At 60.6% G+C, this 21,299-nt stretch carries 18 protein-coding genes and 1 pseudogene; 6 read left to right on the plus strand and 13 right to left on the minus strand.

Annotated features, from left to right (window positions below; translation table 11 throughout):
* Positions 1-23 precede the first annotated feature (23 nt).
* From shc to hpnD, 3 genes are read right to left on the minus strand one after another with little or no spacing between them, the layout of a single operon-like run.
* Positions 24-2,003, minus strand: a complete 1,980-nt coding sequence (gene shc, locus ABH944_RS25390) for a squalene--hopene cyclase (RefSeq protein ID WP_404610114.1) — start codon at positions 2,001-2,003, stop codon at positions 24-26.
* Positions 2,003-3,286: a hydroxysqualene dehydroxylase HpnE gene (hpnE, locus tag ABH944_RS25395; protein WP_404610113.1), complete on the minus strand. Its 1,284-nt coding sequence runs from the start codon at positions 3,284-3,286 to the stop codon at positions 2,003-2,005. Before hpnE ends, shc begins: the two co-directional genes overlap by 1 nt.
* Entirely contained in the window at positions 3,286-4,131 is an 846-nt protein-coding gene (hpnD, locus tag ABH944_RS25400) for a presqualene diphosphate synthase HpnD (protein ID WP_404610112.1), read from the minus strand. Before hpnD ends, hpnE begins: the two co-directional genes overlap by 1 nt.
* A gap of 607 nt (positions 4,132-4,738) precedes the next feature.
* On the opposite strand from hpnD, the gene ABH944_RS25405 reads away from it, so the two are divergent.
* Both ABH944_RS25405 and ABH944_RS25410 read left to right on the plus strand, forming a co-directional pair.
* Entirely contained in the window at positions 4,739-7,000 is a 2,262-nt protein-coding gene (locus ABH944_RS25405) for a hybrid sensor histidine kinase/response regulator (RefSeq protein WP_404610111.1), read from the plus strand.
* 224 nt (positions 7,001-7,224) lie between these two features.
* Positions 7,225-8,538 carry a hypothetical protein gene (locus ABH944_RS25410; RefSeq protein ID WP_404610110.1) on the plus strand — a complete coding sequence of 438 codons (1,314 nt, stop codon included), beginning with the start codon at positions 7,225-7,227 and terminating at the stop codon, positions 8,536-8,538.
* A gap of 78 nt (positions 8,539-8,616) precedes the next feature.
* Here the strand turns inward: ABH944_RS25410 and ABH944_RS25415 are convergent, their stop codons facing one another.
* Entirely contained in the window at positions 8,617-9,171 is a 555-nt protein-coding gene (locus tag ABH944_RS25415) for an NADPH-dependent FMN reductase (RefSeq protein ID WP_404610109.1), read from the minus strand.
* Positions 9,172-9,566: 395 nt separating this feature from the next.
* Positions 9,567-9,707, minus strand: coding sequence for a hypothetical protein (locus tag ABH944_RS25420; protein WP_404610108.1), 141 nt, complete (start codon positions 9,705-9,707; stop codon positions 9,567-9,569).
* A gap of 311 nt (positions 9,708-10,018) precedes the next feature.
* Between ABH944_RS25420 and ABH944_RS25425 the strand changes: the two genes are divergently transcribed.
* The gene (locus ABH944_RS25425; protein ID WP_404610107.1) at positions 10,019-10,306 is read left to right on the plus strand and encodes a DUF4148 domain-containing protein; all 288 of its coding nucleotides are present in this window, start codon (positions 10,019-10,021) and stop codon (positions 10,304-10,306) included.
* 131 nt (positions 10,307-10,437) lie between these two features.
* Here the strand turns inward: ABH944_RS25425 and ABH944_RS25430 are convergent, their stop codons facing one another.
* The 5 genes and pseudogenes from ABH944_RS25430 to ABH944_RS25450 all read right to left on the minus strand — a co-directional run bounded on the left by ABH944_RS25430 (position 10,438) and on the right by ABH944_RS25450 (position 15,624).
* Entirely contained in the window at positions 10,438-11,766 is a 1,329-nt protein-coding gene (locus tag ABH944_RS25430) for a type II toxin-antitoxin system HipA family toxin (protein ID WP_404610106.1), read from the minus strand.
* Positions 11,763-12,095, minus strand: a complete 333-nt coding sequence (locus ABH944_RS25435; protein WP_404610105.1) for a helix-turn-helix transcriptional regulator — start codon at positions 12,093-12,095, stop codon at positions 11,763-11,765. Before ABH944_RS25435 ends, ABH944_RS25430 begins: the two co-directional genes overlap by 4 nt.
* A gap of 195 nt (positions 12,096-12,290) precedes the next feature.
* Positions 12,291-13,243, minus strand: a pseudogene (locus ABH944_RS25440) (AEC family transporter).
* Positions 13,244-14,027: 784 nt separating this feature from the next.
* Positions 14,028-14,321: an H-NS histone family protein gene (locus ABH944_RS25445; RefSeq protein WP_404610104.1), complete on the minus strand. Its 294-nt coding sequence runs from the start codon at positions 14,319-14,321 to the stop codon at positions 14,028-14,030.
* A gap of 79 nt (positions 14,322-14,400) precedes the next feature.
* A complete protein-coding gene (locus tag ABH944_RS25450; protein WP_404610103.1) occupies positions 14,401-15,624 on the minus strand; it encodes a serine hydrolase domain-containing protein in 1,224 nt (407 codons plus the stop codon).
* Positions 15,625-15,718: 94 nt separating this feature from the next.
* On the opposite strand from ABH944_RS25450, the gene ABH944_RS25455 reads away from it, so the two are divergent.
* Together ABH944_RS25455 and ABH944_RS25460 are read left to right on the plus strand one after the other, a co-directional pair.
* On the plus strand, positions 15,719-16,192 hold the full coding sequence (locus ABH944_RS25455) for a hypothetical protein (RefSeq protein ID WP_404610102.1): 474 nt from the start codon (positions 15,719-15,721) through the stop codon (positions 16,190-16,192).
* A 417-nt stretch (positions 16,193-16,609) separates the two neighbouring features.
* Complete coding sequence (locus tag ABH944_RS25460) at positions 16,610-17,350, plus strand: helix-turn-helix transcriptional regulator (protein WP_404610101.1); 741 nt, start codon at positions 16,610-16,612, stop codon at positions 17,348-17,350.
* Positions 17,351-17,376: 26 nt separating this feature from the next.
* Here ABH944_RS25460 and ABH944_RS25465 read toward each other — a convergent pair whose 3' ends face one another.
* The 3 genes from ABH944_RS25465 to ABH944_RS25475 form a co-directional block, all read right to left on the minus strand.
* A complete protein-coding gene (locus tag ABH944_RS25465; protein WP_404610100.1) occupies positions 17,377-17,643 on the minus strand; it encodes a hypothetical protein in 267 nt (88 codons plus the stop codon).
* Between the two features lie 120 nt (positions 17,644-17,763).
* Positions 17,764-18,012, minus strand: a complete 249-nt coding sequence (locus tag ABH944_RS25470) for a DUF2164 family protein (RefSeq protein ID WP_404610099.1) — start codon at positions 18,010-18,012, stop codon at positions 17,764-17,766.
* Positions 18,013-18,028: 16 nt separating this feature from the next.
* Complete coding sequence (locus ABH944_RS25475) at positions 18,029-19,474, minus strand: sigma-54 interaction domain-containing protein (RefSeq protein ID WP_404610176.1); 1,446 nt, start codon at positions 19,472-19,474, stop codon at positions 18,029-18,031.
* A gap of 318 nt (positions 19,475-19,792) precedes the next feature.
* Between ABH944_RS25475 and ABH944_RS25480 the strand changes: the two genes are divergently transcribed.
* The gene (locus tag ABH944_RS25480; RefSeq protein ID WP_404610098.1) at positions 19,793-21,193 is read left to right on the plus strand and encodes a GntP family permease; all 1,401 of its coding nucleotides are present in this window, start codon (positions 19,793-19,795) and stop codon (positions 21,191-21,193) included.
* Positions 21,194-21,299: the final 106 nt, after the last annotated feature.

Genomic DNA, 21,299 nt, shown 5'->3' on the forward strand with positions numbered 1-21,299 from the left:
AACACCGGACCCAGATCGCGAACTCACATGCCCGCCGTCACGCGCGAAGCGCCATCGCGCATCATGTTCCTGTACCGCGCCAGCGCCCAAAGCGGGAAGAATTTTCTATACCCGTGGTATCGCAGATAAAACACTCTCGGGAATCCAGTCGCCGTAAATCGCGTCTCGTCCCACAACCCATGTTCACGCTGCGTCGCATGCAGATACTTCACGCCCTTCGCCACCGCCGGATGATCGACAAACCCCGCCGCCATCAACCCGAGCAACGCCCACGATGTCTGCGAAGCCGTGCTCGGCGCCGCTTCGTATCCGCGATAGTCGAGCTTGTAACTCTCCCCGCCCTCGCCCCAGCCGCCATCGGCGTTCTGGATGCTGATGAGCCAATGCGCGGCGCGCTGCATGCGGCTATCGGTAAGAGGCAATCCCGCTGCATTCAGAGCGCACAGCGCCGTCCACGTCCCATAGATATAGTTCAGCCCCCAACGCCCGTACCAGCTTCCATCGCGTTCCTGACCGCGCAGAATGTAGTCGAGCGCACGCTTCGAAGGCTCGCTCGTTGCCGGCTGCTCGCCCAACTGCGCGAGCATCGAAAGACAACGCCCCGACACATCAACCGTAGGCGGATCGAGCAACGCGCCGTGATCGGAGAAAGGAATGTTGTTGAGGTAATACTGCGTGTTCTCAGGCTCGAACGCGCCCCATCCGCCGTCGCTGCTCTGCATGCCGACGACCCACTCCCGCCCGCGCGCAATCGCTTCGCCATACAACGCGGTACCGTTTTCCCGATCGGCACGTTCCATCGCCATCGCGACCACGGCCGTATCGTCCACGTCCGGATAATGCGGATTCGCGAACTGGAACGCCCAGCCGCCAGGCCGGATATTCGGCCGGCGCGAGATCCAGTCGCCACGTACATCCAGAATCTGAAGCGGCACGAGCCAGTCCAACCCACGCGATACGGCAGCCCGCGCCTTGGGCGTGTCGGCTTCGAGCAACGCATGCGCGGCGAGCGACGTGTCCCATATCGGCGATAAACACGGCTGACAGTAAGCCTCGCCATCCGGCGCTTCATCGATGATCACCAGCTTCTCAATCGACTTGCGCGCAATCGCCCGGTTCGGATGATCTTCCGGATAACCCAGCACGTCGTACATCATCACGGAGTTGGCCATCGCGGGGAAAATCGCGCCGAGACCATCTTCGCCATTCAAGCGTTCATCCACAAAACGCACCGCCGCTTCCACCGCGCGTTGCCGCGTGTGGCGCGGGAACAGCGGATCAGCGGCACGCAGCACTGCATCCACGCAACGGAACAGCAGGAACCAGCCCTGATGCTGATGCGGTGCACGCGAAGCCATGCCGACGTTCACGGGGGCATCGAAGAACAGTTCATCAATGCGCACGCCCTTCGGATTGTGCGCGCGCGGCCGCTTCGCGTTGAGCACGAGCAGCGGCACGATCACGGTCCGTGCCCAGTACGACACCTTCGACAAATGAAACGGGAACCACTCGGGCAAGAGCGTGATTTCCACGGGCATCATGGGCACCGCGCGCCACGACACCACGCCGAACAGCGCGAGCAGAATCCGCGTGAACACGTTCGATTTCTCCGCGCCGCCGGCCGCGAGAATCGCGCGGCGTGCCCGCTGCATGTGTTCAGCTTCGGGCGAATCGCCGATCATCTTCAGCGCGAAATACGCCTTCACGGTGGCGCTGACGTCCATGGCGCCATCGGTGAAAAGCGGCCAGCCGCCGTCCGCCCGCTGGATCCTGCGCAAGTACCGCGCGATCTTCGCTTCGAGTTCGAGATTCGGCGTCTCGGCAAGGTAATGCACGAGGAGCACGTACTCGGCGGGAATGGTGGCGTCGGCTTCGAGTTCGTAGAGCCAGTAGCCTTCGGGATGTTGGTCGGCAAGAATGGCATCGGCAGCACGCGCCACCGACGCTTCCAGCGCCGCCGCCGTCACCGACTGGATACCGGGCGGCTGGACAGTTTCGTTCATCAGCGTTGCACCGAGAAATCAATGGAGGGATTCATAAGCAGGTCCGCAGCCTTCTGGCCGGAGCGGATCGAGCCTTCTATGGTGGCGGGCAGCCCGTTGGCCGTCCAGTCGCCGGCCAGCATCAGATTGGACCAGCGCGTACGCGTGCCCGGCCGGAGGTTTTCCTGGCTCGGCAAAGCAGCGAAAGTCGCACGCTTTTCTGTGACGATTTGCCACGTCGGCATGCGCTCGGCGGGCAAGCGCGCCGCCTTCGCCACTTCTTGCCAGATGCCATGCGCAAGCGTCTCGCGCGGGGTATCGAGAAGACGATCCGCGCCACTGATGGTCACCGAAAGACGTCCATCGAACGCGAACAGCCATTCGGCGGTGCCGTTCAGGAGGCCCGTCATGGGCTCGAAGGCCAGCGGCGGATCAATAGCGAAATGCGCATTGACGATAGCGCGAAATTCGTTCGGAGCGGTCAAGCCCGGTACGAGTTGCTGCGCCACGTTCGGCGGCACGGCAAGCACCACGCAGTCGTGAAGACCGACGTCCACGCGGCCATCGTCAAAATCAAGCGACGTGACACGCGTCTTCGAATCCGTGCCGGCGAAGCCGATCTCACGGACCCGCGACCCCAGCTTGATCTCCGCGCCGCCATACTGCAGCAGGCGCAACGCGGGATCGACGAATGCATGGCCCAGCCCATTGCGCGCGACCAGCGGCCGGCACGCCTGACCACCCAGCAGCAACGATTCCTTCAGCACGTTGCCGGCAAGCACGGCGCTGCCTTCACGCGGATCCACATTCAGCACGGCCAGGAACAGCGGGTTGATCAGCGCGTCCCACAAGCGCCCGTTCGTGCGCATGGTCTGCTGCATCGTGCGGCCGGGTTTGGCGAAGAGCAGCGGCAGCAGCGACAGATAATCCGCGGGCGTGGTGCCGGGAACCCGCGCTGCGGAATCGAAGATCCAGCCCGGCACGCGGCCCGGCGAAAGCTTCACGGTCCAGCGCGCGCCACTGCGCAAATCCATGAACGGAAACTCGGGCTGGGTCGGGCCGACAAGTTCGTCGGCCGCGCCAATCGCCTTGGCATAGCTCAGCGTGGCATGGTTGCCCGACAGCACCAGATGGTTGCCGTTATCAATCGTGGCGTTGAGCTTGATGTCGAAGTAAGAGCGGCAACGGCCACCCGCGTGCGGCGCGGCCTCGTGCAGGACCACACGCGCGCCGCGACGCTGCAACTGGACTGCAGCGGCGAGTCCCGACAACCCGGCGCCAATCACATGAACGAGACGCGACATCAGAAAATATGTCGCGCGACGATCCACAGCAGCCGCGAACGCGGCGTGCGGATGTGGTTGCGCGGGAGATCGAAGCCACGTTTCAAATTCGCTTCAAGCACGCACCGGTACGCACCCGACATGATGCGCGGCGCACGCACCTGAGCGCGCGGCGCGGTGGCCATGATCGCGTCGGATTGCGCGTAGTGGATCCGCGCACGATCGGCAAGCGCCAGGCAGACGCGCGGCAAGCGGGCATCGTTGACTATGGACGTGATGTCGGTCGTGGAAATGCCTTCTCGGGACAGCAGTTCACGCGGCAGATAAACACGTCCAATACCGGCGTCTTCATCAATGTCGCGAAGAATGTTCGTAAGTTGCAGCGCACGGCCGAGGTGGTGCGCGAGACGCCGTCCGGCATCTTCGTGCATCCCGAATATCCTCACCGATAACCGCCCGACCGCGCTCGCCACGCGGTCGCAATACAGGTCGAGCGTGGCTTCGTCGGGTGCGACGATGTCTTCGGCAGCATCCATGGCCATACCGTCGATCACGGCAATGAAGTCGTCGCGCGACAGGTGAAAGCCTTCAATGTGCTGCGTCAACACGGCCAGCGACCTGCGCGGCTTGCCGGCATAGCAATCGTCTATGTCGGCACGCCATTGTTCGAGCGCGGCGGCGCGTTCGCCGCGCGGCAGCGTGCCGTCGGCGATATCGTCCACCGCGCGGCAGAACGCGTAGACCTGATACATGGCGTCGCGCTGCGTAGCCGGCAGGATGCGCATGGCGAGATAGAACGAACTACCCGACGTTACCTTGGCAACGTCGGGAGCAGGATCGTCGGCGATAAGATTGGAAACGGCCAAGACGGACTCCGCTGTGGCGCCCCCAAGGGCAGCAGTGTTAGATCGGGCGCCGGGCATCCGGCCTCATGAAACATGCTTTGAAGCTGAATGCAAGCCTGACGCGAACCGGCTTCGGACGGCGTGCAAGCCGTGCCGGAAGCGGCGAAAAGTATATCAAGTTTGTGAGAGGTTGCCCTGCAGCGGCCTACCGCCTACTTTCAACGGGCTTGCCAGGCACCCTCCGCCGGCCTCAACCTTCGTACGAAACGTCGGCTATCAGCCTATATCCCTCGTTGCGCACTGTGCGCCGCCTTGCCTCTGAGTGACGCTGCAGCCGATATCTCTCGCCAACTTTACCGGCCCGCCGCTTTTTACCACCCGCGCTTCCGTCCCGCTGAACGCCGTCTTTTCACAATCCCTGCGCTTTGAACGTCGATGCGGGGTGTTTGGCGGAACATCGATTCATCGGTTGAAAGGCACGATTTATGCAAGCGTTACCTTTCCGGAGCGCTGGCGACCAACGAACTCACGACTAAAATGCGTGGAACTCCGCATGTCGCAATCGCTGCCTTTCGCCGTTGCATAACGACGCCGCGCTCAGTCATTCACATCGGGACGACGACTCATCATGACGCCGCAACGCGAGGAACCGGGCGCTGACCACTGGCAGGACGAGCCGCCATTCCCCGTTGTACCGGAGCGCAACTTCGCCGCCCAGCGCACCACGCTCAGGCTCCTGCTGATCGCCGCCATCGTCTTGCCGTGCCTGTACGTCGCGGTCATGGCGTGGAGCGACCTGAAAGCGCGCGAAGCCGATGCCGCGGAGGTCGTTGACCGCAATGCGCACGTCGCGGAAGAACACGCGCTGAAAGTCTTCGACATGAACGAGACGCTCAACGCCCGCGTGATCGACCTGATCGACGGCCTGGACGACAGCACGTTGCGCCGCGAAGAACTCGCCATTCACAACAAGCTCGTCGCAATGGGCGGCGGTTATCCGCAGGTGGCGGCGGTGAGCATAGTCGGCTGGGATGGACGCCTGATCGCCACAAGCCGCGCCTACCCCGCGCCGGATGTATCGATCGCCACCCGCGACGACTTCGTCGGCATTCGCGACGACAAGATGTTCGAAAACGTCTCCCGCGTGATGGTCGGGAAGCTGGCGGGCGAGACCGTGTTCAACACGGCCGTGCCGCGCAAGACCCCGGATGGCCGCTTTGCCGGCATCGTGACCATCGCGCTTCGCCCGAGCTACTTCGGCGCGTTCTATCGCGAGTTGCTGGGCGAACACTCCACCGTATCGCTTGGACTTACGCGTACGGACGGCGCAGTGCTGGCCTGGTATCCCACGCGCCCGCCCAACCGCATGGAACTTGCCGCGAGTTCGCCGTTGCGCGAGGCTTATGCGTCGGGAGAGCGCAACGGCGTCGTGCGAATGCGCTCAGGACTCGACAATGAAATGAAAATCGTGGCGTATCGGAAGGTGGGGAATTATCCGGTGTACGTGTCCAGCGGATACCCCCTCGCCACCATCTGGGCCGCGTGGTACCGGCGTGTCAGCGTGCTGATGCTGTCCCTGTTCGCGCCGTGCGTGGTGCTGTGGGGCGTGATCTGGCTGTCGCTGCGCCGCCTCGCCAATGAAGAAGATGCCTGGGAACGCTGGCAGGCTGAAGCGTCCATGCGCCGTTCGATCGAATCGGCCTACCGGCAGGCGCGCAAGATGGAAGCGCTGGGCAATCTGGTCGGCAGCGTCGCGCACGATTTCAACAACCTGCTGATGATCCTCTCGACCAACGTGCAGATTGTCCGGCGACGCGGCGCCACCGGCCTGGATCGCGAGTTGTCGGCCATGGAACGGGCGCTTAAAAGCGGCCAGTCGCTGACGCGCCAGTTGCTCGGCGTCGCCCGCAAGCAGCCGCTGCGCAACGAGACCATCGCGATCGGCAAGTGGCTGCCGGCGTGCCGCGAACTGCTGAAAGCATCGCTGGGCGCGAAAGTCGCACTGAATCTCGAAACCACCAACGACGTATGGCCGGTTCGCGTCGACGCCGCCGAACTCGAGCTTGCGCTGATCAACGTGGCCGTGAACGCCCGCGACGCAATGCCTAGCGGCGGCACCTTCTCGGTTCGCGCGGACAACGTGCATTTTCGGCACGAGGACGGGTTTCCGATCATCGGCGAATTCGTGCAGGTGACGCTGGAGGACACGGGCCCGGGCATGGGTCCCGAGATCCTCGGCCGCGCGTTCGAACCCTTGTTCACCACCAAGTCCAAGGGCATGGGCACCGGGCTCGGTCTGCCGCAAGTTTTCGCGTTCTGCGAACGGGCGGGCGGCGTGGCGACCATTGACAGTGCGGTTGGCGCGGGCACGTCGGTGCGGCTGTATCTGCCGCGCGCGAGCGCAACCGCACCCGAATCCCTCGAAACGCAACACGACACTACAACGGCCGGCGAATCGCACGGTTTGCGGGTGCTGCTGGTGGAAGACAACGAGGAAGTCGCTGCGGGCACCGAAGCGTTGTTGTCGATGATGAATCACGCGGTCACCCATGTCTTCAACGCGGACGGCGCGATCGCCTTGCTCGACGCAGCCCGTCGCGACGTCGCCAGCGGCAGTGCGTTGCCGTTCGACGTCGTGCTCTCCGATATCCACATGCCGGGCAAACTGAACGGCATCGACCTGGCAGAAATCCTGCAGAGCTGGTCGCCGCGGGTACCGGTGATCCTGGTCACCGGCTACGCCGAGGAGCTGGACCGGGCGCGTCATGTCGATGCGCGCGTGCTGTCCAAACCGTTCGATATAGCGTTGCTCGATTCGCTTCTGCAGGCCATTCGCGAAGACCTGAATGCACGCGCCGACAACCGCGAACACGGCGAAACGCAGCACTGAGCCGAGCGCCTTTTTCCATGCACCTTGTAAAAATATCCGCTCGCCGGCTGGCACGGCATGGATAGCCGTGCCTTGAGCCGGGTCACGCTGCGCGCACACGCGACCCGGCACGCGAGTTGCGAGGTATTGCGAGGTAACATGGTAGTTGCGACCTAAACTAGATTTGCGACGATTGATTTTCCCGACCCGTCGCGACTGATGACAGGCCACCCCAGGAGGCAGCCATGCGACATACCGTTATTGGTATCTTCGATACCTACGACCAGGCAGAAGTGGCGCGCAGCGCACTTGTTGCGTCCGGTTTCGCTCGTTCTGACATTGAACTCCAGGCTGCGCCCGCCGCTTCTTCGCCCGATGACCCTGCGCTGTCGCCCGACGCGGGCCAGCCACCTGAAACCGGCGGCGTGCTGGCGAATATCGAACGCTTCTTTTCGATGCTGTTCAGGGGCCGGGAGCAACCGCCCGAAGTGGCGCATTACTCCGAAGCCGTGCGGCGCGGCGGAGTGCTGGTGGCCGTCGATACCGCCACCGAAGCGCGCGCCGACGCAGCGCGCCAGACGCTGGCTGAACAAGGTGCGATTGATATCGACGAACGGGCGGCAAGCTGGGGCACGCTAAGCCACGGAGCCACGAGAACGGCCGCAGGCGATGACCGCGATCACTCCTTGCTCGACGAACTCGGCCTCGGCTCGGGCAGCGCCGTGCCGGGACGCACGCCGGTGAATCCGGCGGCGGATCCGCTTGACGCTGCACGCGCCGACGCCAACCGGGCACGCGCGTATCCGCATGCGGATCGTGACGATCCGGCTGTCGAGCCGCTTGACCCGATCAGCCCGGTTGCCCGCGATGTGTTCGCCGGCGGCAGCGATTCGTCGTATCGGGCAACGGGCGGCGATCCGATGACCAGCGGCACCGTCCGGCAAGACACGGACAAACCGGTGCGGCGCTCGGCGTCCTGTACTGCAACGTCATTGGATGAACCGCTGCTCGGCGACGCGGAGGCACCGAATCCTGCTCAGAGCATGCCTCCGGCTCGTCCGGCTGCCGGCGAGCCGCTGAGCGGCGCCGCGTCGACGCAAGGCTGGCGCCCCGTCGATCCGCTCGACCCGTTGGATGAAACCGAAACATCGTCGCGAGTAACTGCTGCGGGCGGCACGAGCGCGATGGGCACGATGGGCTCGCCCGTTCCGGGTACGCTGAGCCAGACCGGCGATTCGGCCCTTGGAACACATGCGGCAGCGCGAAGCGCGATGCCGGACGAATACATGGAGTACGAAGACGAATTCCGCTCGGACTACGAATCAAAGTACGCGGCAACGGGCGCGAGCTATGAAGAGTATGAGGAAGCGTATCGATACGGCGTCACAGCCGCCGGCGACGAACGTTACAACCGCCGCAACTGGGACGATACGATGGAAAACGAGCTGCGGCACGACTGGGAAGGCCGTAGCTCAGGCGGCGCGCATACCTGGGAGCGCTTCAAGGTCGCGGTGCGTCATGGCTGGGAGCGCGTGACGGGGCATCACCATCACCTGTAACCGGCGCTGTTCAACGCGTTGAAATGCCAACGGCCCGCTAAAGCGGGCCGTTGGCATTTTGCGTATGGGCTTTACAGCTCAAACCGTCGCAAGGCGCTGAACCCACGCGACGTATTTATCGACGAAGTTCTGCAGGAACTTGCGTGTGTCTTCGCTCACGATCGTACCGCTGGCATCAATACGGTTTATGTCGTGCTTGACGAACATCTCCGGGTGACTCATGAGCGGCACATCGAGGTAAGCGAGCACATTTCGCAAATGCGCCTGCGCGAGCGCCGTGCCGGTCGCACCCGGCGACGTGCCGAGCACCGCGCCGGGCTTGTTGCCCCACACGCTATGACCCCAGGGACGCGAACCCCAGTCCAGCGCATTTTTCAGCACGCCCGGGATCGAGCGGTTGTATTCGGCCGTCACGAACAGCAAGCCATCCGCCGCCGCTATCTTCTGCTTGAAGATTCGCGCGACTTCGGGAAAGTCGCTGTCGTAGTCCTGGCTATAGAGCGGCAAGCCTGCGATATCCAGGAACTCGAACGAAAAATCCGGTGGCGCAAGCGACGTTACCGCGTGCGCAAGCTGCTTGTTGAATGAATCTCGGCGAATGCTGCCGACAACAACCGCAATCTTGTAGGTCATGGCTTGTCCCGGTGACTGAATGGAGCGGAGGGGTAAAGGGCATTCACGGATGTGACGCACAGGGCGCGTACCCGCCGCCCATCATAGGCGTTCGACCAACGCCGACGCTATCCGAGATAGGGCGGATTGACGCTTGGACCGCGTCGGGCAGCGTACGTTTTTCACCGCATCCTGCTTCACGTTGGGCGTTTCAATCAGACCCCGGGCGACAGGCCCATTCCAAGCCATTTTCGAGATGATTTCCACAAAGTTGTCCACAGAAATTGTGGACAACTTTGCAGATGTTTAATAATTCGCACTAAACCGCCACATGCTTGGCGGACTAAGGCTAGGTGCGTGGCGAACGCGGGCAAGAGCGTCTTTTTCGCCGGCTTTTCGCCGGTGCTGGCCAAAAATCAATGACCGAAAAACACATTGCATTGTGACGGCGGGCCTTGGCATGACGACGACTGCGAATTGGCATTGTCGGCAGCGTTGGCAGCGCCCGCCATGGCTAACAGAGCGACGGCGGCGAAGATGGAAAGCATGCGTTTCATGAGACACCTCGGTAAGTTGGGAGCGATCGAACTGGATCGATGAACCGAGAATATCGATTAAGCGAATGCAGAAAAATGGCGGTGTAAGGAATTGATCTTTACGGGAACCGCAATGATTGAAGGGCTGTGCGGCTTATGAAAATGGGAAACCCCGGCGATTCCCTTCGCGTCGCGACATGAAACTCCACATTCATGCGCCAACCACAACAATATGTTTTGGCAATCGACATTGGTCATCGATAGCGATGTGAATAGACTGATTCACGTCGATGGCGTGAAACGCGCCGTCTCCAACCAGTCAGGGGATCATCGTGAAACGCGCGCTTATCGGTAGTTTGTTTGTCGCTGTGTTGGTCACATCGGCACCCGTCTTTGCTCAATCCACTGACACCGTCCAGCACAACGCCTATGCGCCGAGAACGCGGGCCGAGGTGAAGGCTGAACTGATCGCGGCGCAAAAGAGCGGTGAGCTCGACGCGATCCATACGGAAAGTTATCCGCAGTTGTTGCCGTACCAAACGGCACGGGCTGAACACGTGATGTCGGGTACGGATGCAGCCGTGGCGCAAGCGAACGGCACGCGCGTGAGTACGCAATAAGGGCAGCCTGGAAGTTAGCGAGAGGACGACAGAGCAACTCGGCAGATTCGATTGCCGATGCGACGCGTTGTCCGTCGAAATTCGCTCAGATCGTCGGCGGTTTCACCTAGGGGCCAGAGCCGTTTACACGTCTAACGTGCCTTGTGCGAGAAAGCCCCATCCGGGTCCGCGTAGGGATTGGTTTCCTTGCGGCGTTCCAACCCGTTCGGGTCTGACAGCCCTGCCTGCTCACGCAGGGGCGCAGGCTCACTCTTGCCGGGTTTGGCGTCAGCCTTGATGTCTTCAAGACCGTGCGCCCACACATCAAGCATTCGTTTGGCCACTTCCTGAAAACCGGGGAAACGGTCGGCACATTCTCGTACAAGAGGCAGTACACCCTGCACTGCCGCTGTGACGCGTTCCACGCTATCGGTCATGTCGGTCGTAGTCAGGCCGAGCCACGCGCCCCCGTACCGTACAAGCGCTTTGCCCGATGCCCATACACGCTTGCCGTACAGCGGCAGCGCGGGCAGGTTCGTCTTGTATCGCGGATAGACCGTCACCGTGACGATGTCATAGGCGGGCGCCAGGCGGACATCCTCTGCGCTGGTATACGTCACCGCGAAATTCTTCAGGTGTGCGTCAGAATTTCTCAGCGCAATGTTCAAGAGATGCAGCATGAAGAGCTTGCGGGCGTTTTCCTTGACGTTGTCGCCAGAGCTGAATTCCTGTGTCAGTTTAGCCAAGTCTTCAAGGGTCCCCTTACGATACTTCTCGACAGGATCCAACCCCTTCAACGCGCAATAGTCTTCGACAGCCAACCATTTCCCGTCTTTCGTGCGGTCGAACCGGCCTATGGCAAGAACCTGTCCGTCATCCGAGAGCCGCGTTTCCGGAACCTCGAGTCCGGCTTGGCGCGCGACTTCGAGACAGAGGTATTCGTTGACGGATAACCATGGGATATCGTCGAAGCCCGTCTTCAGGATAAATTCTTCTGTCCACACGGTCGCCTTCTCGCCGGGCTTCGACAGCGCCTTCGGCATCACTCCCGAAATGCCCTGCGTGACTCCCTCATCCAGAAGTTGCAGGAGGTTCCCGCGTGAGTCAGCGGACGCGAGCAGATCCGACATCTTCACATTGCCGCCGGTCATTCCAGGCGAGGTGCCGCGCGGCACCACCTGAACCCGCCCAATACTGTTCGCCCCCGTCAGTGCAAGCAGGCCCATATCGGTCACATCCGCATGGGGACCCAGCGTCTCGCGGATGCGGTCTTTTTTGTAGCCCTCGGGCAGGTTCATCTGAAAAAACGGATGAAGTCCCTTTTTCCAGACATAGGATTCGGCACGAACGGGCATCAGAAGCGAGACGAGGCGCTCCGCCGGGACGTCAGGCAGGTAGGTGAACACACCACTGCCGGCTTCTTCTGCCAGGGTCCCCACGAGGTTCGAAGCGACGTAGATGTCAAGGATCGGTCCGCTCATTCGGAGGCCTTTTTAATACCGGATTTCATGAGGCGCTGGCTAGCGCCGAGCCGTACCCGCTTCCGCGAGATAGGGGCACGATCTTCGTCCGGCTCGCTCAGTACGTCATCAAGCGTGCGCCGATGACCAGCCGGCCGCACGAACATCTCGAGTCCGACGGCATTGAACAGGCTTAGCACCTTGACCGCACCCAGCTCGGCCAACGCACCCGTCTCAAAAAGGCTGATGCGCGCACGCTGGACACCGCTGCGCTGCGCGACCTCCTCCTGGGTCAAATTCGCGTCGATTCTCGCCCGCTTGAAAGCTTCGCCCAATTCGGCAAGGTTCATGTTCAATATACCTTACATTAACTTCAATTTAAGCCTTAACGTATTCTATACGAAACATTATCGCTGTATCGGTTAATGTTCAGTATAAGGAACACAAAAGAGTAAATTTGATTTTATGTTTTTTATATTGAACATTAAACGGCGACGTCATGACAGCCCCCGCCTCGTCGGAACCGGGTCTTTTGATGTCCGCTATCAGCTCATGCCGGCGAGACAAACCGTGACCGTGACCAGCGAGATGACCGTGGAAAACAGAATGGTGCTGGACGTCACCTCGGCTTCGCGTTTATAAAACTCCGCCAGCATGAACGGCCCCGTGCCCGTGGGCAACGCACTGAGTATGACGGCGGTCTTCGCCCACAGGGCCGGCAGCGCAAACACATGAAACGCCAGCCACCAGGTCAGCAACGGCTGCGCAACGAGCTTGGCTGCAACCAGCATCGTGGTGATTTTCGCCGAGCCGCCTTTTGATTTCTCGCCAAGGAAAAACCCAAGCGCGACGAGTGCGCAGGGACTCGCCGCCGCGCCCAGCAATTTGAGAAACGTGTCCGCGCCGCCCGGGATAGTGAGCTCCGCTCCGCTGCATAGCCAGCCCGCGAATGGCGCGAACAACAACGGATTGCTGATGAGCGACCTGACCACTTTGCCCAGCGTCGCGGCGAACTTCTTCTCCGTCTGCAGACCCAGCTCGATCAGCACGATAGCCACGGCGAACAGCACGCACACCGTCAGGATCATCGCAATCACTGCCGGCGCGAGGCTCGCTTGACCGAAGGCGAGCAGGCATAACGGCAAGCCAATGAACCCCGCATTCGGATACGCGGCGTTGAGACCGTCGAGGCTGGCATCGGCGAGATGACGTGATTGTTTCAATCGAATCATCACCGTCAGCAGAAAGACCCACCCGCGCCCAGACCGAACGCGGCAATGAACGCAGGCTGATCGAGCGTGTGCCATGGCGTGGTCGCCATGATGTCGAAGAGCAGCGCGGGCAACGCCAGATAGACCACGAATCGATTCAGTTCCGACGACGCATTCGGCCCAAGCCGATTGGTCTTGCGACAAGCGTAACCCGCAAGGATCAACGCAAACACCGGAAGAATGATTTTCAGAAGCGGTGTGAAAAGCGACGAGACCAGCAACGACATAAGCAGCAAAGCCAAGTGAGAAAGGCCAGAAGCATAGCGGCTGAATCCGCTTGTCGCCGCGCGAAGTTTATAAAGGTGAGCGATTTCGGGAGCTGCGCGAGGTGAGTTGCATGACCAGACAAAAACTCACGCTTAAGGCTATTTGCAAGTATCGCTAACTAGATTGGAGACGTGAGCGGGCTTCACGAAGCGCTTGAGGTATACCGCTGTGAGCCTTTACTTATAAGGCTTTCAAGGTTTATCCCGTACATCGTTTTGAGATCTCCGTTGCGATCGGTTGCACGACAAGCGAAGCAGGCGCAACGCTCCGCTCGCTTGAGCGTGAAGTGAGTGACGCTATAGGTGAGGTTATACGGGAGGGTGATCCCGCGTTGTTGAGAAAGCACATGAAGAGCCGTGAGCCAGTCTTGTGCTGTGCTCTGCGCTCAACGTTAAAGTGTTCTCTATCAATGAGTTGCGACCTGTTGTTAAGACAGTTGATACCGGTCTGCGTGAGCTTTAAGTGCCTGTTGCCTGTGCTTTTCGAGAGTCTCAACGTACCATAGGTGAGGTTATGCGGGACCCGGTGTGACGGAGTAAAGCTGGCTTTTACAGCGACGCGTATCGCTTGAACACATCGGGGACCACCATGAAATTCAAACGATCCGTCGCCACGGGCTGAGCAACGCACGGCCTTGATCAATCGCGCACACAAGCTCTGCTACGACGTGACGGTGCTGCGCGAAACGCTGCATTGATACGGTCACACGTGAAGCTTGTCCGAAGCTCACGCGCAAAGAAGTGCTCAAGCATCAATCAGAAAGCGATCCTTGTTACGCCCTGTCAGCCAGCCAGGCGGACGTCCGCGTCCGCTCCATGTTTCACCTGTCTTCGGATTGCGATACTTCGGCGGCAACGGCGCCTTCCTGGCCGCCTTCGCGCGTCTGGCTGTAAAACCCAACTCTTCGGCAGTCAGGTCGTACTCGGTGATCTTGCGCTTGATATCTTCTATTGCAGCCGCGATTTCCTTCTGCTGTGCAATCGCAACTTCCTTATGCAGTTTTTCGAGTTGTGCGGTCAGTTGCTTGTAGGTAGCCATAAACTGTTCTCTGGGTTCGGCATGCGCCCGAATTGGACATGGCGTGATAACGCCGGCCATCGGTTCTTACTTTTGTGGCTTAGTCGTCAATGGCGTCATATAGATGGCGCTCGAACACAGCGGCCATTGGAAAGGGCTCCACGCTACGTCGCTGGATCAGCATGATGCCGATCATGTTTTCCACCGGATCGGCAAACCAGCTCGTACCGAGCGCGCCGGGCCAGCCAAATGAACCGGCAGAACGATAACCCAGTGTGCGCTGTTGTGCTGGATCGTCCACGATCGCCACGCCCAGACCAAACCCCTGTCCTGCCCACACAATCTGGCCAAACGCCGGAATGCGGCGCTGATCACGCGACAGGAAATTCGTGCGCATCAGGTCGACCGATCGATGCGACAGCAGACGCGGACCGCGCGCGCGTTCATCGGCGTCGCCTTGCAAACGGCCTCGGCCAAGCAGCATGCGCACGAAACGAAGATAGTCGTCAGCAGTGGAAACAAGACCACCGCCGCCGCTTTGAAAGCGCTCGGGTTTGGCAAAGCGGCTCAATGCCGGATGATCTTCCACCACGCGTTGCCGCGTGGCGGGATCGACGGCGTAGGCCACGGACAAGCGCCCGAGTTTCTCGGGCGGCACCACAAAGCCTGTGTCCGTCATACCCAACGGTTCGAAGATACGCGTGCGGAAAAATGCGTCGAGTGACTGCCCGCTGATGCGCTGGATCAACGCGCCAAGTACGTCGGTGGAGATGCCATAGTGCCAGCGCGTGCCAGGCTGGAACATCAAGGGCAGCTCGGCCACACGCTGGAGCCATGCACCGGGGTCCACCGATGCATCGACGCCGTTGAAGACGTTGCCATAGGCGTCGGCTAACGCGCCAAACGCGGTGAAGTGATAAGCGAACCCGGCACGGTGCGTGAGCAGATCGAGCAACGTGATGGGAGCGCGGGCGGGTTCCGTACGGTCGAGCGGCGCCGCGGGGTCGGTGAGGACCTGGGGATGGGCCAGTTCGGGTAACCAGCGCGACACGGGATCATCCAGTGCGATGCGGCCTTCTTCCACCAGCATCAACGCGGCGACGCTCGTTATCGGCTTGGTCATGGAAGCAATACGAAACAGCGTGTCGCGCGTCATGGGCGCGAGCGTTTCGCCGTCACGGTATCCCAGCGTGCCTACCCGGGCGATTTCGCCGTGCCTCCAGACCAGGGTGACACAGCCCGCAACGTCGCCGGCTTCGACGAACTGCTGCATCGCGGTATGAGTGCGCTCGAGGCGCGTGGCGCTGAATCCCGCGTCGGACATTCAATATCTCTCTTTGTACACATATTCTCGGCACATCATTTAAGCATGCCGGAAATGTGACTCCAAGGGAATATTTACCTCAGCTTGTAACTCCATGACACAAAACGAGAAATCAATACTTCTGATCCTTACACAAACTTCAAGCCAGCGAACAACTCAATCCGATGCTGGCTTCAAGCTGCTCAAGCCGGTCGTTGATTCGCTGCATGCGCGATTGTTGTGCGGGGACAAGTGCGGTGGACGCTATGGAATCAACGCGGTTACGCCAGTAGGACAATGGGATGCGATCTTCCGCGGAGATTCTGCCGATTACCTGCTCCAGATGAAGAATATCCGTTTCGATTTGCCGATGATTCATTCACCACTCCAAGGTAGATGTTATTTTTACTTTTTATGGAACGAGTTCGAGGCAACACACGGAACAGATAACCGTTTCCGGTGTCGCAAGCTGGATGCTCTGGGTTCGCGCAACGCACGGCATGAACAAGCCGTACCAGCGCTGGAAGGACCATCTGCAGACTATCCGAACAGGCAAGGTGCTGTATATTCCGCAAATGCGGTACAGTAAAAATTCAATAAGCCGGGATTCGAATCGGAAAATTGTCCGCGTGACAGTAGAAAGACAGGAGAAAAATGGATGCTTTCTGAAAGCAACCAATATGACCATGCTGTCAATGTAATATATGAAACACTTACGCATCCTCGCGGGTGGCACGCTGTATGCGCTGCAATCGCCGGCTTGATTGGCGCTCGTGCAGTCCGGATAACCGTAAGTGATAAGCGGCTTGCTAAATTACCTTCTGGAAGTTTCGGATATCCAGAAAATAAGGATTATTTCAATGCCCCGGAAGATCAGCCTCCGGGAATAGCGCGCGATGCTATTGAATCGTTTGCGCGCTTCGAATCGGATCAAAAAAGCGCTGATTTCGGACACATAAGCGCACCGGGCCATGTTTCAAGCCGGCATATTCTCGAAACCGGCGAATTGCTGATCACGCTGGTCTGCGAGTTTGAATCCGGCAGCGACGCCACTGCCCAGCCGGAACCGCCTTGGCTCGATCGCCTGATGCCGCATCTTTCGCGCGCTGCACAACTTCAGGACGCGGGTTATTTCGCGACGTCCGGGCGTGTCTCCCGCGTTCCCTTTCTCGACGAATGGCGTCAGCCCGCCATGCTCGTCGCGCTGAACGCGACCGTGCTCCACTTCAACGACGCCGCCGCGCAAATGCTTACGCGGACCAGGCTGGTTCAGGTCATTGATGGCTTGCTTGAACTGCAAGGCGCGCAGCAAAGCCGGATCCTGGAAGAATGCCGTGCGGCGGAAGACGAGACGAAGGCGTATCGGATGCTTCGGCTGACGGAAGAGCACGACGGGGAATCCGCCAGTCAGGACGCGCTATACGTGTTTTATCACCCGGTCGCGGTAGACCGTGGCCACGCCGCGCTGATCACGTTCTATCACCCGGATTCGCCGCCTCTTGTCGATGCGGATCTGCTCGCGACCGCGTTCGACCTGACGCCGGCGGAATGCCGGGTGGCCTGTCATATCGCGGAAGGGCGCACGCCCAAGGAGATAGCCGGGAAGACCGGCGTGCAGCACGACACCGTGCGCAAACAGTTGCAGGCGATCTATCAGAAGACGGCAACGAACCGGCAAGTCGACCTAATCCGCCTGCTCCTCAACCTGCCCGCGCACCCGGTGCCGGATTCTCCGCCACCGGGTTAGAGCCTCGCTCGAACCTAAGCTTGGCGTTACTTCGCCCTGCAGGCGATCAGCAGGTTGTTCTGGCCGTTGTCGCTGCTTTGATCGAGGACGTCGTAACTGCCCGAGCACAACGCGCGGGCGTTTTCCTGGCAGTTGCTCCAGCCGCCGTTGGTCGGGCATGTGATCATGTTGGTCGGGCGGCCATCGGATGAAAAGAGTGGCGGCGCGCTGCTGCACGCAGACAACATCGACACCGCGGCCGCAAGCGGCAACAGCGCCAGAAAACGTGATGCTCGTACGCTGGAAATCTTCATCCGGAACCCCTTTTTAATGCTGTTTTTATTGATTCCGCGAGTATGCCACGCGGAGCTTTCGGCTTGCCTCCCTGGCGGTGGATCGTGCGCTGTCCCGGTGCCTTCGCGCATAGTCCCACGCTACTTTTGAAGCCCCCAGATGTCGCTGTCGATCATTTCCATCCGGGCATCGATTTTTGCTTTTACGTCGGCGAGCGCCTGGTTGTAGAAATGCGCGCCAATGATCTTCGACAACTCGTCAAGCCACTCCTTAGCCTCGAACTGCCCGAGCCGCGCGTCGAAACGTTCTTGCGCCAGGCGCTGCAACTGGTCGATGGCAAGCGCCTCGTACTCGCGGGACAACACCGTCTTGTTCGTGTCTTTGCTCATGTTTTTTGCTCACGGTTCAAACTTCTATGTCCAGTGCAACGATCTTCTTGTACATCGTCGCCCGGCCAATGCCAATCCGCTGCGCCGCCTCGGCCACGCGGCCGCCGCTTGCGCGCAGGGCGTCGGAAAGGAAACGCTTTTCGAAGCCCGCCATGGCCTCGGCGTAGGATGTCGCGCCGGTTTCCTCAGCCACGCCTGCGGACTCCGGCGACGGCGCCAGGCTCGTTGCGCCCATGAAGGCGCCGAGCGCGCGGGCATCGATATGTTCACTGTCCGACAACATCACCGCGCGCTCCAGCACATTGCGCAACTCGCGCACGTTGCCGGGCCACGAATACGCGGAGAGCAGGCGTAAAGCGTCGTCGTGGAGCACGAACTGCCCGGCGTGACGCGGGCGGGCATCGGCGGAAAGCTCTTCGAGCATGGCGTACACCAGCGCCTCGATATCCCCCGCCCGCTCGCGCAACGGCGGCGCGTGAATGGACAGCACGTTCAGCCGATAAAACAAGTCCGCGCGGAAACGGCCGCTGGCCACCAGCGCCGGCAAATCCGCCGATGTCGCCGCGATGATCCGCACGTCCGTGCGCACGATCCGGTTCGACCCCAGCGGCTCGAACTCCTTCTCCTGCAACACGCGCAGCAACTTGCCCTGCAGCACGAGCGGCATGTCGCCGATTTCATCGAGGAACAGGGTCCCGCCATCGGCCAGTTCAAACTTGCCCACCCGGCCTTTACGATCCGCTCCCGTATAGGCGCCCGCCGCCGCGCCGAAAAACTCGACTTCGAGCAAGGTGTCGGGAATCGCCGCTACATTCACGGTCACGAGCGGCCGCGCGGCGCGCGTCGACGCGCCATGAATGGCGTGCGCCAGCAATTCCTTGCCCGTGCCCGTCTCGCCGGACAGCAGCACGGGCGAATCAACTTGCGCCGCGCGCCGGGCCTGGCGTTTGACATCGAGGCTCGCGGCGCTCGTGCCCACGAAACTCGCGAACGTGTATTTGGCGCGCCGCGCCTGCGCGAGCGATTGCCGTGTGGCGATGAGCTCCTGCTGCACGCGCGAATAATGCGAAAAGAGCGGTGTGAGCGCCTTCATTTCGTCGAAGAGCGCGAAACCGATCGCACCGACCGTGTGGCCAAAATCGTCCTTCAACGGCAGGCGCGTGACGACCAGCGGCTCGTGATCCGTTTCCAGCAGATCGAGCAGGATCGGCTTGCCCGTTGTCACGACCTCGCGCATCAGGCTGTTCGGAATCACCGCTTCGCAATCACGGCCGATCGCTTCTTGCGGATCCGAAAACCCGAAGCGCGCCGCATAGCGTTTGTTGATCCAGACGACCCGCGCGTCTTTATCGACGATAAACGTGCCTTCGCTGAAATTCTCGAAGGTCTTGAAAAGCGAATCCATCGCGCGACGCAAAACGTCGCTGTAATCGACGGGGACGTGCGTCCAGTCGTTGTGCATCGCTATCCCTTGCTCCATCTCCATGTCTCATCCAGTTTTTCTCTATCTGGAGACAGGGTATCTCGAAACGTGGAAACACAGCAAGACCGGGGTAAAACCGGGGTGAAACATTACGCGACCGCCCGTCCGGCCAAGTTTTGCGTCACAGACTTGTCTCGATCGATAGACATTATTCAAGGCGCACGGGACTCACTGGAACCTGACGTCCTTGCTGAGCAACGCTTCCCGGTCTTTGGCATGATTGCTGCATAGACGGCGCATCTCATTGCGGGCGCTGTCCTGACCCGGGACACACAACAACTAACTAACGGAGACTTAATGTCGTTCATCATCGTCCTCGCCGCCCTGGCGTTTCTCATGCTGGCCGCGTATCGCGGATACAGCGTGATCCTGGTGGCACCGCTCGCCGCCCTTGGTGCCGTGCTGCTGACTGATCCCGCCGCCGTCGCGCCGGTGTTCTCCGGCATCTTCATGGAGAAGATGGTCGGTTTCGTGAAGCTGTATTTCCCCGTGTTCCTGCTCGGCGCGGTGTTCGGCAAAGTGGTCGAATTGTCGGGATTCTCCGAATCCATCGTGGCCGCCGCCATTCGATACATCGGCAAGACACGCGTCAATGCGGTGATCGTCGCGGTGTGCGCGTTGCTCACCTATGGCGGTGTGTCGCTGTTCGTGGTCGTGTTCGCGGTCTATCCGTTCGCCGCCGAAATGTACCGGCAGAGCAATATCCCGAAGCGGCTGATGCCCGGCGCCATTGCACTCGGCGCGTTCTCGTTCACCATGGATTCGCTGCCGGGCACGCCGCAGATCCAGAACATCATTCCCACGACCTTCTTCAAGACCACCGGCTGGGCCGCGCCGTGGCTCGGCACCATCGGCTCGCTGTTTATTGTCGTGGTCGGGCTGACGTTCCTCGAATGGCGCCGCCGTTCAGTGATGGCGACGGGTGAAGGCTACGGCACGTCGCTCGTGAACGAGCCGGAACGCATGGAAAGCACGCATTTGCCGAATCCGCTGCTCGCGGTTGCGCCGCTGGTGCTGGTGGGCGTCGCGAACTTCGTGCTGACCAAGCTGATCCCGGTCTGGTACGGCGAGAGTTATTCGGTGGCCGCCAACGTACTGCCGGGCATTCACGCACCTGTTGTCACGCCGATCAAATCGGTCGTCGCCATCTGGGCCGTGGAGGGCGCGCTGCTGCTCGGCATCCTGATGGTTGTACTGACGGCTTTCGGACGCGTGCGCGAACGCTTTGCGGTGGGAACAAAAGCGGCGGTCGGCGGTGCGTTGCTTGCCTCATTGAACACCGCGTCCGAGTATGGTTTCGGCGGCGTGATTGCGGCATTGCCCGGGTTTATCGTGGTCAGCGATGCGCTCAAGAGCATCCCGAATCCGCTCGTGAACGCGGCTGTCTCGGTGAGTTCGCTGGCCGGTATCACGGGGTCGGCGTCGGGCGGCATGAGCATCGCGCTGGCGGCCATGTCCGACACGTTCATCAAAGGCGCGGAAGCGGCGCATATTCCGCTGGAAGTGCTGCATCGCGTGGTCGCCATGGCAAGCGGCGGCATGGACACGCTGCCGCATAACGGCGCGGTGATCACGTTGCTTGCCGTGACCGGATTGACGCACCGCGAGTCGTATCGCGACATTTTCGCCGTGACGATCATCAAGACGCTGGCGGTGTTTTTCGTGATCGCTGTGTATTACACGACAGGGCTGGTTTAAGGTTTTTGGTTTTTGGTTTTTGGTTTTGCATCGGCGGCTTCCTGTTAAAAGCCGCCGATGCAAACCGCCATCCCTCATCCGCATCTGGCAAACTTCCCGGCAATCC

The organism is Caballeronia udeis, from assembly GCF_044909315.1.
Taxonomy (GTDB): domain Bacteria; phylum Pseudomonadota; class Gammaproteobacteria; order Burkholderiales; family Burkholderiaceae; genus Caballeronia; species Caballeronia udeis_A.

Excerpts from the sequence above, each read along its gene's own strand:
- shc (WP_404610114.1), bottom strand. The coding sequence starts at position 2,003 with ATGAACGAAACTGTCCAGCCGCCCGGTATCCAGTCGGTGACGGCGGCG.
- hpnE (WP_404610113.1), bottom strand. The coding sequence starts at position 3,286 with ATGTCGCGTCTCGTTCATGTGATTGGCGCCGGGTTGTCGGGACTCGCC.
- ABH944_RS25405 (WP_404610111.1), top strand. The coding sequence starts at position 4,739 with ATGACGCCGCAACGCGAGGAACCGGGCGCTGACCACTGGCAGGACGAG.
- ABH944_RS25410 (WP_404610110.1), top strand. The coding sequence starts at position 7,225 with ATGCGACATACCGTTATTGGTATCTTCGATACCTACGACCAGGCAGAA.
- ABH944_RS25415 (WP_404610109.1), bottom strand. The coding sequence starts at position 9,171 with ATGACCTACAAGATTGCGGTTGTTGTCGGCAGCATTCGCCGAGATTCA.
- ABH944_RS25420 (WP_404610108.1), bottom strand. The coding sequence starts at position 9,707 with ATGAAACGCATGCTTTCCATCTTCGCCGCCGTCGCTCTGTTAGCCATG.
- ABH944_RS25430 (WP_404610106.1), bottom strand. The coding sequence starts at position 11,766 with ATGAGCGGACCGATCCTTGACATCTACGTCGCTTCGAACCTCGTGGGG.
- ABH944_RS25435 (WP_404610105.1), bottom strand. The coding sequence starts at position 12,095 with ATGAACCTTGCCGAATTGGGCGAAGCTTTCAAGCGGGCGAGAATCGAC.
- ABH944_RS25445 (WP_404610104.1), bottom strand. The coding sequence starts at position 14,321 with ATGGCTACCTACAAGCAACTGACCGCACAACTCGAAAAACTGCATAAG.
- ABH944_RS25450 (WP_404610103.1), bottom strand. The coding sequence starts at position 15,624 with ATGTCCGACGCGGGATTCAGCGCCACGCGCCTCGAGCGCACTCATACC.
- ABH944_RS25455 (WP_404610102.1), top strand. The coding sequence starts at position 15,719 with ATGACACAAAACGAGAAATCAATACTTCTGATCCTTACACAAACTTCA.
- ABH944_RS25465 (WP_404610100.1), bottom strand. The coding sequence starts at position 17,643 with ATGAAGATTTCCAGCGTACGAGCATCACGTTTTCTGGCGCTGTTGCCG.
- ABH944_RS25470 (WP_404610099.1), bottom strand. The coding sequence starts at position 18,012 with ATGAGCAAAGACACGAACAAGACGGTGTTGTCCCGCGAGTACGAGGCG.
- ABH944_RS25475 (WP_404610176.1), bottom strand. The coding sequence starts at position 19,474 with ATGCACAACGACTGGACGCACGTCCCCGTCGATTACAGCGACGTTTTG.
- ABH944_RS25480 (WP_404610098.1), top strand. The coding sequence starts at position 19,793 with ATGTCGTTCATCATCGTCCTCGCCGCCCTGGCGTTTCTCATGCTGGCC.